This is a genomic window from Dietzia sp. NPDC055343 (genome assembly GCF_053645265.1).
In genome coordinates this window covers 23137-37383 of record NZ_JBSHMJ010000033.1, presented here as the reverse complement: position 1 = coordinate 37383, position 14247 = coordinate 23137, and the positions used below count along the sequence as shown (strand labels likewise).

The 14247-nt window shown below is 64.5% G+C and carries 12 protein-coding genes, 2 tRNA genes, 1 pseudogene and 1 other annotated feature; of the genes and pseudogenes, 10 read left to right on the top strand and 5 right to left on the bottom strand.

From position 1 onward, the window contains the following. The first annotated feature begins 627 nt into the window (after positions 1-627). The 10 genes from eno to ACWIE7_RS14570 all read left to right on the top strand — a co-directional run bounded on the left by eno (position 628) and on the right by ACWIE7_RS14570 (position 8852). On the top strand, positions 628-1905 hold the full coding sequence (gene eno / locus ACWIE7_RS14615) for a phosphopyruvate hydratase (protein ID WP_454069689.1): 1278 nt from the start codon (positions 628-630) through the stop codon (positions 1903-1905). Between the two features lie 420 nt (positions 1906-2325). Continuing rightward, on the top strand, positions 2326-2898 hold the full coding sequence (locus ACWIE7_RS14610) for an FtsB family cell division protein (protein WP_454069687.1): 573 nt from the start codon (positions 2326-2328) through the stop codon (positions 2896-2898). A gap of 22 nt (positions 2899-2920) precedes the next feature. Next, positions 2921-3472 (top strand): DUF501 domain-containing protein, encoded by a 552-nt coding sequence (locus ACWIE7_RS14605; RefSeq protein WP_454069685.1) that lies wholly within the window; start codon positions 2921-2923, stop codon positions 3470-3472. Continuing rightward, positions 3469-4470, top strand: a complete 1002-nt coding sequence (locus ACWIE7_RS14600; protein WP_454069683.1) for a Ppx/GppA phosphatase family protein — start codon at positions 3469-3471, stop codon at positions 4468-4470. Before ACWIE7_RS14605 ends, ACWIE7_RS14600 begins: the two co-directional genes overlap by 4 nt. 52 nt (positions 4471-4522) lie before the next feature. Continuing rightward, positions 4523-4596 (top strand) — tRNA-Leu (locus ACWIE7_RS14595). 165 nt (positions 4597-4761) lie between these two features. Further along, a complete protein-coding gene (locus tag ACWIE7_RS14590) occupies positions 4762-6627 on the top strand; it encodes a DNA/RNA helicase domain-containing protein (protein WP_454069681.1) in 1866 nt (621 codons plus the stop codon). A gap of 4 nt (positions 6628-6631) precedes the next feature. Then, positions 6632-7087 carry a hypothetical protein gene (locus ACWIE7_RS14585; RefSeq protein ID WP_454069680.1) on the top strand — a complete coding sequence of 152 codons (456 nt, stop codon included), beginning with the start codon at positions 6632-6634 and terminating at the stop codon, positions 7085-7087. Positions 7088-7205: 118 nt separating this feature from the next. Beyond that, the gene (locus ACWIE7_RS14580; RefSeq protein ID WP_454069693.1) at positions 7206-7739 is read left to right on the top strand and encodes a DUF501 domain-containing protein; all 534 of its coding nucleotides are present in this window, start codon (positions 7206-7208) and stop codon (positions 7737-7739) included. Beyond that, positions 7736-8725: a Ppx/GppA phosphatase family protein gene (locus ACWIE7_RS14575; RefSeq protein WP_454069679.1), complete on the top strand. Its 990-nt coding sequence runs from the start codon at positions 7736-7738 to the stop codon at positions 8723-8725. The genes ACWIE7_RS14580 and ACWIE7_RS14575 overlap by 4 nt, the downstream gene beginning before the upstream one ends. 53 nt (positions 8726-8778) lie before the next feature. Then, a tRNA-Leu gene (locus tag ACWIE7_RS14570) sits at positions 8779-8852 on the top strand. 217 nt (positions 8853-9069) lie between these two features. On the opposite strand, the gene ACWIE7_RS14565 is transcribed toward ACWIE7_RS14570, so the two are convergent. From ACWIE7_RS14565 to ACWIE7_RS14545, 5 genes and pseudogenes are all read right to left on the bottom strand, one after another. Further along, on the bottom strand, positions 9070-9363 hold the full coding sequence (locus tag ACWIE7_RS14565; protein ID WP_454069677.1) for a hypothetical protein: 294 nt from the start codon (positions 9361-9363) through the stop codon (positions 9070-9072). A 302-nt stretch (positions 9364-9665) separates the two neighbouring features. After that, positions 9666-9845 (bottom strand): hypothetical protein, encoded by a 180-nt coding sequence (locus ACWIE7_RS14560; RefSeq protein ID WP_454069676.1) that lies wholly within the window; start codon positions 9843-9845, stop codon positions 9666-9668. 148 nt (positions 9846-9993) lie between these two features. After that, the gene (locus ACWIE7_RS14555) at positions 9994-10335 is read right to left on the bottom strand and encodes a hypothetical protein (RefSeq protein ID WP_454069674.1); all 342 of its coding nucleotides are present in this window, start codon (positions 10333-10335) and stop codon (positions 9994-9996) included. Positions 10336-10511: 176 nt separating this feature from the next. Next, positions 10512-11755 (bottom strand): annotated as a pseudogene (locus ACWIE7_RS14550) (IS3 family transposase). Further along, positions 11352-11483: a sequence feature (AL1L pseudoknot), on the bottom strand. It overlaps the preceding pseudogene by 132 nt. Before the next feature lie 989 nt (positions 11756-12744). Then, the gene (locus ACWIE7_RS14545) at positions 12745-14109 is read right to left on the bottom strand and encodes a DNA methyltransferase (protein WP_454069672.1); all 1365 of its coding nucleotides are present in this window, start codon (positions 14107-14109) and stop codon (positions 12745-12747) included. Positions 14110-14247: the final 138 nt, after the last annotated feature.

Below are 14247 nucleotides of genomic sequence, written 5' to 3'. Positions count from 1 at the left end.
CTGACCTATCGCCATGCCTGTAGCCGGTGTGCTAGTGCTCGACTGGAACCACCTCTCAGCACGTCGCGTCGACGCTCCTGCGTCGCCCCTGGACGTGCGTCGCCCCTGGACGACCCACTCGACACGCCCGCAGCACAGGCCATGTGACGTGTCCCGGCTTCCCGGACGGTCGAGGTTGGGTGGCTGTGATGTCGCTGCGTTCTCGTCGAGAGGATCAGCAGACCCGATCAGAGTCGATTGGGATAAGACGCGAAGGCGGTCAGGTCAGGGCGGCCGAAGCCGGCCGGCGGGGTAGCGTCGGACACGTCGAGGTCTTTCGGATGGATGGCGTAGGAACCTCCATCGTCGAGAGATCTCGACGTCTATCTGCGGACCGACGCGCCCGGAATGCAGCAGTCCGGGCTCGTAAGTGGGCCAGAAATGCGCAGAGAGGGCGCGCAATTCGGAGGGGCGTGGGGCGGGGCCCCGGGCGCGCAAGGGAAAGGGGTGGGCGAGAGGGTCGAGGCCCGCCCCGGCGCAGCCTCGGCGCGACCGGCGGGGCGACGTGGAACAATGGCCGCTGGTACCGCCGCCGGAGCGTGGTGCCAGCCCACAAGGCCGTTACCCAAGTCTTCCCAAGGAGTACAGATGGCGCTTATCGAGCAGGTCGGAGCCCGGGAGATCCTCGATTCGCGAGGCAACCCCACCGTCGAGGTGGAGGTGCTTCTGGACGACGGCTCGTTCGGCCGCGCCGCCGTGCCGTCCGGCGCGTCGACCGGTGCGCACGAGGCCGTGGAGCTGCGCGACGACGACGAGCGCTACCTCGGCAAGGGCGTGACCAAGGCCGTGGAGGCCGTCCTGGACGTGCTCGCGCCGGCCGTCATCGGGATCCCGGCGGAGGATCAGCGGCTGGTCGACGAGGCCCTGCTGGATGCGGACGGTACGCCGAACAAGGCCCAGGTCGGCGCCAACGCCGTGCTCGGCGTCTCGCTGGCCGTGGCCCGCGCCGCCGCCGAGTCCGCCAACCTGGAGCTGTACCGCTTCATCGGCGGTTCCAACGCGCACGTCCTGCCCGTGCCGATGATGAACATCCTCAACGGTGGTGCCCACGCTGACTCGGGCGTCGACGTGCAGGAGTTCATGATCGCCCCCATCGGCGCGCCGACCTTCCGTGAGGCGCTGCGCATGGGCACCGAGGTGTACCACCAGCTCAAGGCCGTCCTCAAGGACAAGGGCCTGTCCACCGGCCTGGGCGACGAAGGCGGGTTCGCGCCGTCGGTCGATTCCACCAAGGCCGCCCTCGACCTGATCGTCGAGGCCATCAAGAAGGCTGGCTACGAGCTTGGCACCGACGTGGCGCTGGCGCTGGACGTTGCCGCCACCGAGTTCTACTCCGACGGCAAGTACCACTTCGAGGGCAAGCAGCTCTCCGCCGCCGAGATGGCCGACGTCTACGCCGGACTCGTCTCCGAGTACGCCCTGGTCTCGATCGAGGACCCGCTCGACGAGGACGACTGGGACGGCTGGAAGACCCTCACCGAGATGATCGGCGACAAGGTCCAGCTGGTGGGCGACGACCTGTTCGTCACCAACCCGCAGCGCCTGGCCGACGGCATCGAGAAGGGCCTGGCCAACGCACTGTTGGTCAAGGTCAACCAGATCGGCACGCTCACCGAGACCCTGGACGCCGTGGACCTGGCCCACCGCAACCGCTACGCCACCATGATGAGCCACCGCTCGGGCGAGACCGAGGACACGACCATCGCCGACCTGGCGGTGGCCTGCAACTGTGGCCAGATCAAGACCGGCGCCCCGGCCCGGTCCGAGCGCGTGGCCAAGTACAACCAGCTCCTGCGCATCGAGGAGATGCTCGGGGACGCGGCCCGTTACGCCGGCGCCGGTGCCTTCCCGCGCTTCACGGCCTGAGCAAGCAACGCAGTAAGGCCTGACGGTAGACGTCACGGCGAGACGGACAGGTAGTCGAGAGGAGGGCTGATGGCCCGCCCACCGCGCCCCTCGGACCGCCGGGGTGACGGACGCGAACGCGCGTCGTCCCGGCGGCCCGGGGAGGCGTCGGGTCCTCTCCGGCGCCGCAGTTCCGACCGCCGCAGTCCCGACGGCCGTGGCACTGACCGTCGGACTACGGACCGCCGTGGCGCAGATCGCACCACCGGGTCGGGCGGCAGCACAGCCAGCGACAGCGGGGCCGGCTCCGGCTCGGGGGCCGACCGCAGCCGCCGAGGCGTGCCGCAGCGGCGTACGCCCTCGCGCGAACGGGATCGGCCCGCGCCGGCATCCGCCAGGTCCGGCCGGGTCGGCACCACCGCGCATCCGGAGGCCCATCGGTTGACCACCCGGACGGATCTGTCCGAGACGGTCCTGGGGCCGAAGAACTACACGCCCCGGCGGATCGGACTCCTCGCCGTCGTCGCCCTCATCCTGCTCGTCACCGTCTCCTTCCCGCTCCGGAACCACTACCAGTTCCTCCGCGATGAGAAGGCGGTGGCGCAGGAGCGCGCCGCGCTCGAGCGGACCATCGCCCAGCTCGAGGCCGAGCAGGAGATGCTGTCCGACCCGGCGTTCATCGAGCAGCAGGCCCGCATCCGGTTCGGCGCCGTCAAGCCGGGGGAGACCCCGTACCGGGTGAGCACGGTGGACCCGGTGGAGCAGGCGGCGGCCGAGCAGCGGGCGGCGGAGATCGCGGCGTTGCCGTGGCAGACGCGAGTGTGGAACTCGATCTCCGTGCCTGCCGATCCGGTCATGCCGGAGGAGTCGATCCTCGACGGCACGTCGATCCCGGGCGGTCCCGACACCCCGCCCGTCCCCGTGATGCCGGATCCGGGCGGCGTCACCGACCCCGCCGAGCAGAACCCCGACCAGTCCGGCGCGGCCGATCCCGGCGCCGAACCGGCTCCGTAACTTCGCACAGGAGGACCCCAGCGTGAGCGCTGACCCAAGCGTTTCCCAGGACGATCTCGACGCCATCGCCGCCCAGCTCGGCCGGCCGCCGCGTGGCGTGCTGGAGGTGTCCTACCGCAGCCCGGACGGGCGGCCCGGCGTGGTCAAGACCGCCCCGCGGCTCGAGGACGGCACCCCGTTCCCCACGCTGTACTACCTCACCGATCCGCGGCTCACGGCAGAGGCGAGTCGGCAGGAGTCGGCGGGGATCATGCGCGGGATGCAGGCGCGCCTGGCCACCGAGCCGGACCTGGCGGCGAATTACCAAGCCGCGCACGAGCGGTACCTGGCCAAGCGCAACGCGATCGAGGACCTGGGCACCGATTTCTCCGGCGGCGGCATGCCCGAGCGGGTCAAGTGCCTGCACGTGCTCATGGCGTACGCGCTGGCCGAGGGGCCGGGCGTGGTGCGGCTCGGGGACGAGTCGGTGGCGCTGGCCTGCGAGGCCGGGCTGCGCGGCATCGCCCTGCCAGGCGAATGGCCGACCCCCGAGGAGTTGGGTATCCCCGACTACCGCGACGAGGACCGGGCGTGACCTCTCCTGACCCCGCCGGCGCCGCCCCCGTGCGCGTGGGTGCTGTGGACTGTGGCACCAACTCCATCCGACTGCTGGTGGCCGAGGGCGTGCCCGGCCGGCCCGGGCTGACCGACGTGACGCGGGAGATGCGGATCATCCGGCTGGGCGAGGGCGTAGACGCCACCGGGCGCATCTCCGAGGGCGCGATCGCCCGCGCCCGCATCGCGCTGACCGACTACGTGGCGACCATGGCCGATCTCGGCGTGCAGTCCGTGCGCATGGTGGCCACCTCCGCGACCCGCGACGCCGCCAACAAGGCCGAGTTCTTCGCCATGACCGCCGACGTGCTGGGCGCGCACTTCCCGGGCGCGGCCGCCGAGGTGATCTCCGGGCAGACCGAGGCCGAGCTGACCTTTGCCGGCGGTGTGTCGGACCTGCGGCCGGAGGACGGCCCGTTCGTGGTGACCGACCTCGGCGGCGGGTCCACGGAGATCGTGGTGGGCGAGATCGACCGCGGCGAGGTGCGCCTGCTGGGCGCGCGCAGCCTGGACATCGGGTGTGTGCGGATCACCGAGCGGGTACTCCACTCGGACCCGCCCACGGTCGACGAGGTCGCCGAGGCCCGCGCGGTGGTCGCTCAGGCCCTGGCGGAGGCCGGCGACGTGCCGGTTGGCCGTGCCGCCCGCTGGGTGGGGGTGGCGGGCACGTTCACCACGATGAGCGCGCTGGCGCAGAACCTGGGGGAGTACAACCCGGAGCGGATCCACGGCAGCGTCATCGCGCTGGAGCGGATGTGCGAGGTCTGCGACCGCCTGGTGGCCTCGTCGGTGGCCGAGCGCCGCAGCCTGGGGCCGATGCACCCGGGCCGCGCGGACGTGATCGGTGGGGGAGCGATCGTGGTGCAGGCGCTGTGTGATCTGATGTCTGAGCGCGCTGGTTTGTCCGAGCTCACGGTGAGTGAGAAGGACATCCTGGACGGCATCGCGATGTCGGTGTTGACCCGCCTGGCCAGCTAGCCCGACCCGGCGCTAACCGCGCCACCCAGTCCCGCTCCGGCGGGGTCGGCAAGCCCCCATAGCCCAATTGGCAGAGGCAAACGGCTTAAAACCGTTTCAGTGTCGGTTCGAGTCCGACTGGGGGCACTCGATTCACCGTCGTTCAATTCAGAACAGACGATTCGTACTGGGTGTTTACGGGCCTATCGGTAGGATGGACGAGTAATCCGTTCGGTATGACAGCGCGAGTCCCTAAGGGGACGAGACTCCCACCCGACCGGGCAGTTCTGCTATGCCCTGGGAGTCTCTTCAGTGCCGCTCGTCCGTCGCTCTGTTGCTGCAGCCGCATCGTTGATCGAAGCGGGTGCGCTTACCGAGCATCTCGTTGATCAGTTTGTGCATCGCATGGGGTACCACCCGAGTCCGTCTGAGGTGAAGTCCTGGGATTTGAGCCTCCGTGTGCTGGTCGGCGATCTGAAAGATGCCGGCCTCGATGCGGTCGAGATGCTCCTCGAGTATCGGCTCCCTCTGAATAGCAAGCGCGCCGACGTAGTCCTTTGCGGCGTGCACCCGCGTACAGGTGAAGAGTCATACGTGGTCGTGGAACTCAAGCAGTGGAATACGGCGATTCCGGTCGAGGGAACCGACGATGTGGTTTTCAGCGAGTCGTTCAAGCAGCCGCGACTTCATCCGGTCGAGCAGGTGCGCGCGTACTGCGAGTACATCGCCGACATGGTAGGGATGCTGAATGGCGAGGGAGACAAGCTTGCCGGCGCGGCGTACCTCCACAACGCCGTCGATGAGGCGGTCGCCGGGCTGTTTTTGATGGAGTCCTCTCAACACGGCCAATTGTTCACCTCGAGTAGACGTCAAGAGTTCCTGAAGTTCCTCACGTCGCGTCTCGCTCCGATATCGGGCGCAGATGCTGCGGATGCGCTGATGAACTCGTCCACAAAGCCGAGTAAGCAGTTGCTCGCGGTCGCGGCGGACGAGGTGCAACGGCGAGAGCAGTTCACCTTGCTGGATGAGCAGCAAGTCGCCTACTCGCTCGTCATGCGGGCAGTCGACAGGGCGTACGGCGCTAACACGAAGCAGGTCGTCATCATCACGGGCGGGCCGGGATCTGGTAAGTCCGTCATCGCTTTGAGCCTCATGGGTGAGCTCGCGCGCCGCGGACGCACCGTAATGCATGCCACCGGTTCCTCGGCCTTCACCAATACTCTCCGCAAGGTCGCGGCTGCGCGAGCTCCGAAGGTACGAAAGTTGTTCACGTACTACAACCAGTTCATCGATGCTGAGAAGAACTCGTTGGACGTCCTCATTAACGATGAGGCGCACCGCGTGAAGGAGACTTCGACTAACCGGTATACGCCGGCGGCAAAGCGGACCGGGCGTCCACAGGTCGAGGAGCTCATTGACGTCGCGCGAGTACCGGTCTTCTTACTTGATGAGTACCAGGTGGTCCGGCCGGGGGAAAGGGGCACTGTCTCAGAGATCCAGGGCGCAGCAGACCGGATGGGCTGCGAAGTCGTGAAGGTGGATCTGGACGGGCAGTTCCGTTGCGGTGGGAGCAGGCTGTACGAGTCCTGGGTACTGAACCTTCTCGGGCTGGAAGGGAGCGGCCCCATTGAGTGGACCGGTGACGACGGCTTCGTTCTAGAGACGGTGGAGAGCCCGTCCGAACTGGAGGCGGCTCTCAGCACGCTGATCGGCGACGGGTACTCATCTCGGATTTCGGCGGGATATTGCTGGAAGTGGGACCAGAAACCCAAGGCCGATTTCCTCTACCCAGATGTGAAAATCGGGGACTGGGCTCGTCCCTGGAATAACCCGAAGGATTCGAAGCATGGAGATGCGCCAGGCCGTCCCTACTGGGCCACCGACCCCGCGGGTTTCGGTCAGGTGGGGTGTATTTATACGGCCCAGGGGTTCGAGTACGACTACTCCGGCGTGATCTTCGGTCCCGATCTCGTCTGGCGAGACGGAGGATGGGTTGCGCGGCCCGAACACAGCCGGGATAACCAAGTCCGGAACGCGCCGCTTCCGGAGTTTGAGCGCGCGATCAAAAACACGTACAAGGTCTTACTAACTCGGGGGATGCGCGGGACGTATTTGTATTCGACTGACTCCGAAACACAGGCCTTGTTCGACCAACTCATCCATTTGGCGGGTGAGTAGCCGCGTGAAACGAGTGCTCCTGACATATCTTTCGGAGGCTGAGTACCGGAACCTAACGTATGGGATGGAAAGGAATACGTGGGGTCTGCCGACCGAGCTCGCCGCATCGCCGAAGAAGTTCGACTATGTATTCATCTCATCGCTGATTAAGCCGGGCGGCCCGCGGAGGCCGCCCTCGGAGTGGTTCAAGAAGACGATGTCTTTGACTATCGCCAAGCGGACTGGTCCGATAACTGTCGCACAGAGCCCGTTTTGGCCTGACGAGATCGCTGCGGGAAAGGTTCGATATCGGACGCGCTTCCCAGTAACACACTTAGCAACTCTCGAAGGAATTGCACTGGGCGACCCTTCGGTCATCCCAAAGCAGCTATCACTCGAAATCCGCTCGCAGGCGATTTCCGGCGGAGCTCCGGTGATCGGCGTCGATGACAGCGTCATCGACAGGCTGCTAAGGGGATAGCTTTTCGCGCACCGCAATTGCTGAGGTCCGTGCTCTCCACCGTCGTGTCGGTTCGCAACCCGGCGCGGATCACCGCTCATCGGAATGCTGTGCACCGTGCACGTTCGCTCGAGCGAAACTGCGCGGGAACTACGGGCCCAGACGTGCAGGTTCGCCGGTCTGCAAGCAGCGGCCGCTGCTGGAGGTGTCCTACCGCAGCCCCGACGGGCGACCCGGCGTGGTCAAGACCGCGCCGCGGCTCGAGGACGGCACCCCGTTCCCCACGCTGTACTACCTCACCGATCCGCGGCTCACCGCCGAGGCGAGCCGCCAGGAATCCGCGGGGATCATGAGGGGGATGACGACGAGGCTCTCGACCGACCCCGAGATGGCCGCCAACTATCTGCAGGCGCATGAGCGGTACCTGGAGAAGCGGAACGCGATCGAGGACCTCGGCACGGACTTCAGCGGCGGCGGCATGCCCGAGCGCGTCAAGTGCCTGCACGTGCTCATGGCATATGCGTTGGCCGAGGGGCCGGGCGTGGTGTGGCTGGGCGACGAGTCGGTGGCGCTGGCCTGCGAGGCCGGGCTGCGCGGCACAGCGCTGCCTTCCGACTGGCCGACTCCCGAGGAGCTGGGCGTGCTCGACTACCTCGCCATGGACGCGCAGTGACCGCAGCTGCTGCGGCCGTGCGCGTCGGTGCGGTCGACTGCGGCACCAACTCGGTCCGCCTGCTCGTCGCCGAGGGCGTCCCCGGCGAGGGCGGGTTGGTGCACGTCACGCGCGAGATGCGAATCATCCGCCTCGGCGAGGGGGTCGACGCGACCGGGCGGCTCTCGGACGGTGCCCTCTCCCGGTGTCGTACCGCTCTGAAGGACTACACCGCCACGATGGCTGAGCTGGGTGTGCAGTCGGTGCGGATGGTCGCTACTTCCGCCACCCGCGATGCCCGCAACAAGGACGAGTTTTTCGGCATGACCGCCGAGGTGCTTGGTCGGCACTTCCCGGGCGCGCAGGCCGGGGTGATCTCGGGGCAGACCGAGGCCGAGCTGACTTTCGCCGGCGGCGTTTCGGATCTCTCGCCGGCCGACGGCCCGTTCGTGGTGACCGACCTCGGCGGCGGGTCCACGGAGATCGTGGTGGGCGAGCTCGGCCGCGGCGAGGTGCGGTTGCTGGGCGCCCGCAGCCTTGACATCGGGTGCGTGCGGATCACCGAGCGGGTGCTGCACTCGGACCCGCCCACGGCCGACGAGATCGCCGAGGCTCGCGCGGTGATCGTCGGGGCACTCGCCGAGGCCGGCGATGTCCCGGTGGGCCGCGCCGCCCGCTGGGTTGGCGTGGCGGGCACGTTCACCACGATGAGTGCGCTGGCGCAGAACCTGGGGGAGTACGACCCGGAGCGGATCCACGGCAGCGTCATCTCGCTGGAGCGGATGCGCGAGGTGTGCGACCGCCTTGTGGCGTCATCGGTCACCGAGCGTCGCGGTCTGGGGCCGATGCACCCGGGCCGCGCAGACGTGATCGGCGGGGGAGCGATCGTGGTCCAGGCGCTGTGTGATGTGATGGCAGAGCGCGCAGGGTTGTCCGAACTGACGGTGAGTGAGAAGGACATCCTGGACGGCATTGCGATGTCTGTGCTGACCCGCTTAGCCACCTAAGCCGGGCCCGACGGCTCGCGCGCCACCCGGCCCCGCTCCGGCGGGGCCGACTAGCCCCCATAGCCCAATTGGCAGAGGCAGACGGCTTAAAACCGTCACAGTGTCGGTTCGAATCCGACTGGGGGCACTGCGACGAAGTCGAGCGAAGTAGCTCGCAAGATGAGATAGAACTTAGTTTGGAGGAGGTAGCAGGTTGACCACGCCGTTCACGCTTGATGACTATAGAATCAGGTTGGGGTTGAAGTTCGTCGTTTCGCCTTTTTCGCGCAGGCGGAGTTCTCCTGTTGAGTTCTTCCACACTCATATAGAGCACGCGTCTGCTTTGCTCTGACTCTACCTACTCGCTACAAGTCTGACGCCTTGTTGAGAAGTGGGACGTAGTCAATTACATGCGCCGTCTCATCCAGCAATGGGTCAAACATTCGTTCGCGATCTGGTGCAAGATGGAGATGGGAATGAGCTAGTTTTCTTTGGTCGGACAGTTCATTATCTAGCTCGCTCCGGAACCGCCAGAAAAAGATGAACTTGCCACTTTTGTCGGTTTCTGGAAGCTCGCTTTGAAATGATTTCAGAAGCGACACTGCACTTTCGTAAATTCTGAAGACCTCACCTGTTTCGACGACCGAGAGCTCACTCATTTCGACGATGTGTCTCTTTGGGACAAACATGGTGTGGTACCGCCAATAAGGCGCCCGATTCAGGATCCGGATCCAATGTTCTGTCGAGATCGGCACTATCTGGTGTTTTTTCCACTCGCAGAAGGTGCAAAGATTTTTAGGCAGCGAATGGAGCCACCTGTCGTACTAATCGCGCGACATGAGAGGTTGGTGGTCTGCTGGAACGGCCGCTTCACTGTGAGCCATTCTGGGATGATAGCCGCTTCGGGGAATCGAAAAAGGCAGATAGGGCTTGTCGGTACTGGGAGTTTGGCGAGTTGGTGTCATACTTCGGCACATTTTGGCTGGTTCTTCGTCTTCAGCGACGGCAACGTCTCGATCGGCGCCGAGCGCACCGGCCCGGTCAGCGCCAGGGCGCAGGCGGCGTCGACCCGCTCGGAGGAGAAGCGTCGCGAAAGGCGCAGAACCGCCAAGGCGTACCGGCTGAATGGCGAGCACGCCACGAACAGGTACCTTCCGCGTCGCCCCGCAGGCCGGGTCGGTCAGCTCCATCGCCGGACCCAAACAGTCGACCTCGACCGTCTGGCCGGCCTTGTGGCCGACCCGCGAGGCGGCGCCGGTGACCAGCACGTGCCGCTGGTAGGTCTTGCATCACTGGTCATAGCCCATCGCCGGTGCCCCTGAGGTGGCGCAGCGGTCGGTGTACTCGCCGTGCAGCAACTTCAACGTGACCCCGACCCAGTCCATCTCCCGGTGGACCTGCTCCCAGTCCGGCTGGCGAACACGCTTTCGTGCTCCCCGCGGCCCGGGCATACACCTGCTCATCGGTGGCATGGCGACGTCGTCCCCACTCGTCTCGGTGGCGTCGGCTGCCTCCTGCAACGCCCCGATGCTCTTGCGGGACATGCTCTGCGAAGCGGCCATCGCACTGCCTGACAGTCCCTCGGCGCGAATCTGCAATACGATCCTCGCCCTGATCTTCCGTACCATCATGGATTTCTCCTTCCGCCGCGCGCCTAATACGCGCAGCGGAAGGAGCCTAGGAGCGGGTGGCCCCCGCGGGCGCTACTACTGGCCCCCGAGCGCAATACTCGCGATCCTGACCGCTGGCTGGCAGACAGGGCTTGTCGATATGAACCGCACTGGCTCCGTCGGAGGGTCTTGCTGAATCAAGCGGCCTGAGGTTCGGTCGCCTGTTTGGAACGGTACATCTCCTCGTATTCGACGGGTGGTCGGTAGTCGGTCGCCGAGTGCAGTCGCTCGTCGTTGAACCACTTCACCCAGTCCGCCGTCTCGCGTTCGACCTCGTTGCGGCCGGTCCACCTGCGTGTGATTTCTAAGTCGATCAGCTCGGTCTTGTACAGCCCGATCGTGGACTCCATGAGTGCGTTGTCGAGAGCATCGCCGACGCTGCCGATCGACCCCTGCATCCCGGCCTCGCGGAGTGCATCGGTCAGGGCCAGGGAGACGTACTGGGTCCCGGCGTCGCTGTGATGGACGAGCCCGGTTGAGGTGAACTCGAACGAACCCCGCCGGCGGGTATGGATCGCTTGCTCGAGCGCCGATAGGACCAGGTCGGATCGTCTGGTCATCGACGCTCGCCAGCCGAGTATGCGGCGGGAGTACACGTCCACGACAAATGAGACGTAGCAGAAACCGGCCAGCGTCCATACATATGTAAAGTCCGCTACCCACCACTGGTCGGGCCGGGTCGGGGCGTTCCACTGGCGGTCGATCAGATCGGGATGCCGATCCGCCGAGGGATCCGACTCAGTCGTTATTGTGCGCCGCTTACCTCGCACAATGCCGGTGATGCCGCAGATGCGCATCAGGCGGGCGACCCGGTCTCGTCCGACGTCGCGACCCCGCCGGCGCAGGCTGTGCCACAGCTTCAGCACCCCGTACAGGCCGCGCTGATCATGGAACAGGCAGAACACTTCGTGGGCGGCGTACGCGTCATCCAGCTCGGCCTCTGTGGACGGTGCGGCCGAGCGGGAGTAATAGGTGCTCGGGGAAATCGTGATGCCGTGCTCGGTGAGCACGCGGCAGATCTGCTCGACCCCGAATCGCACCTTGTGGACGTCGATGTAGTCGACGATCAGGTAAGTCGGCGGTCGAGCTCCGCCGCTGCGAAAAACGCCGAGGCGGTCTTGAGAATCTCATGCGCCCGGCGCAGCTCGGCGTTCTCCCGCTTGAGTCGCCTGACCTCCGCGGACTAGGCGGTCGACTCCGGCGACGAGGGGCTCGATCCCGCCTCGATCCAGTTCCGCAGGGTCGCCGGGTTCACGCCCAGCAGTGACCCGACGTGGGTGCGAGCGGCGACCTTGGAGCACTGCGCATCCGCCAGGTGCTCGTGATACATCCGGACCGCCCGCTCCCGGGTCTCAGCGTCGAATTTTCGTGGTGCTGCCATGGGTTCCAGTCTTCCTTGTTAGATCGAAACCCTCCGACAGATCCAGGGAGGTTCAATACCGCGGTTCCGAGTCGCCGGAACAGCTGTACCAACTAACCGGACTCGCGGTACCGACAAGCCCTATCTGCCACGCTAATCGAGGAAATCTCCAAAACGCTAGAACGGCAAGTCCGCAAACAGCGGTGCGAACCAAGGCTGGATCTGCAGAAAGTTTTGGAATTACCCCAGCCTTAACACCCCCTACATGGCGCTAGGGGCGAGGTCCGCGGAACCGGGTCATTACGTTGCGCGGTTACGTTTTCTCGGACTGGCGCGTGCGTGACCGCCCCGCAAAAGCTAATGACGGACTTATCCTCTAGACCCGTACGCGGGGCCATTTTGGCGGGAACATTATAGGCCCGCTGCCCGCTGAGACATAAGGACCCACGGCGACCGTCTACCTATCAAGTCAGCTGGCGGTCAGCAAAGGCCTCAAGATCGCAGGACTCGAGAACGTATCGCAATCGGTTCTCGGGCGACCCACCCGGAGTACGTCCATGCTTATCGGAAACGTACTGGTGCCAGCGCGACGGATGCCGGGGTCGCCCACCGACCATCCAGCAAGAACGATGGCCGTGGGCCTGAGCAGTAGTCAGGAACCAGTTAATCTGGGAGGCCAAACCTAAACGCGGGCTACCTGCCCAACCGCTTACTCCCCAAGCAAGTAGTAGCCCATCCGATTCACATAGAGTCCTTTCTAGCCCAGGCCGAGCTCTAACCCAATCCGAATCAGCAACGGTTGCTGCTAGGTCCACTACCGACCGTGACGGCAAAGAACATAAATTAACTATCTCTACCGTCTGAAAACCCAAAACACGACTTGCCGAATGTACAGCCCCTACCGTGCGATTCCCCGAAGACTGTGAGGGGGGGTTGAGCAAGACAGCAGCTAAACTCCGGCCGGAGATCGCATCCACCGCCGAGAGGGCGCCCCTCGCGCTCAAAGTACCTCACCTAAGCCGTTCTCGGTTACTTGCAACCCGCTCATGAGCCGCGTCAGGCCCGCCATCCTTCCAAGGCTCGTCCCATTCGACTTCCAGTTGTTCCAAGTCCGGCCGTCCGTCCCTGTGCGCCAAGACAAGAGCACAGTCACGGTTAGTTGCTTGGCCCTTTGTCTCGCCCCAAATCCGACTAACTTTGGTGTGTGCGGGGAGGTCGTCTTCGATTAACTCCAACAGACGGAGGCCGGTACTGTGACCCACCTGCTCCCAAACCTTAGCCGCCAGGGGAATCGCGTCGGCCTTCCCCTGCTCCTTCACATCGCCGATTACCAGGATCGCCACGCCATCTCTGGAAAGCGCTCGTTCTACCCCGCGCAAAGTTCGAAGCAAGAATTGGCAATAAGAGTCGAATGTGTGGCGGTGGTCCAGCAGGGAGTCGAGCTTTACTCGTCCTGCCCCGCGTTCGCGACCCACCTCCTCAACTCCCAAGAGCCATAGCCGGATCCAGTTCGACTGCCCATAGTTGACGACTTGTAGGTACGGTGGCGATGTCAGGATCAAGTCGACCGACCCCGGCTGGATAGTACCGCCGGTTAGGAGCTCCGCTGCGTCTTCATTATAGGCAGTACCATCTTCGCCAATTGGCTCATCTAAGTAGAGGCGGGCAAGCTTATCTCTCAGGCACTCAAAGACGTCCTGATCGATGGTCTCCAGCCCATTTTCACGGATGTACTTCTGCACGTAAGTGGGCGACATGCTGAAAGTGTTGGGCATACTAATACTTAAGTACTGACTACTGCCGTCTCTCCTCCAGGAACCATGCATAATACCGGCCAGCGCACCACCGGTCATGTATTCGTTCTGCGTCCATTGGGTAATCTCCTTGGACAGCAGACGATTCCTAATGTAACAAATTTGCTCAAGGGTATTGGGGTGGTAGAGCATTCGAATATCGGGCGTCACGTCACTGCTAGTAGAACCTTTGGTGAAGTTGTTTTCAAGCATGTCGACAAAGCCCATCAAGCTATCCCAGCGCGGCGGCGCTGCTTTTGCTCTAGAGAGGACGTAAGCCAACGGGTTAAGGTCGTTGCAGACGGAGCGACGTCCCTCAACTCGTGCCTGAAGGGCGGTAGTCCCGCGGCCACTAAACGGGTCAAGGACTAAGTCGCCGGGCTTCGAGTATCGCTGAATAAAGTAATGAGCCACCTTTGCGGGAAACATTCCATAGTACGAGCACATCGTGTGCATTGAGTGTCCCCAGCGTGGTGTGACGCTGTGCCAGAGATCGCCAGCTGATGTTGTGCCACCGTCAATAGATCCACGGCCAGGGGCTTCGAAGAAGGCGCCCTCCGACCAACCGGCGAGGGTACTCATTGGATCCGCTCCTTTAGGGATTTGGCGGCCGCCAAAAGTACCGGTTCTTCGGTGCGAGTGGCGATACTCTCTAGATGCTTTCGCGCCTCTTGCGAACGCTTTCCCGTGCCATTCTGGGTCGAGCGTCGGAGACCCAGT

What these genes read in the sequence shown, in the direction of transcription:
- eno (WP_454069689.1), top strand. Translation starts at nt 628, where the DNA reads ATGGCGCTTATCGAGCAGGTCGGAGCCCGGGAGATCCTCGATTCGCGA.
- ACWIE7_RS14565 (WP_454069677.1), bottom strand. Translation starts at nt 9,363, where the DNA reads ATGAGTGAGCTCTCGGTCGTCGAAACAGGTGAGGTCTTCAGAATTTAC.
- ACWIE7_RS14555 (WP_454069674.1), bottom strand. Translation starts at nt 10,335, where the DNA reads ATGATGGTACGGAAGATCAGGGCGAGGATCGTATTGCAGATTCGCGCC.
- ACWIE7_RS14545 (WP_454069672.1), bottom strand. Translation starts at nt 14,109, where the DNA reads ATGAGTACCCTCGCCGGTTGGTCGGAGGGCGCCTTCTTCGAAGCCCCT.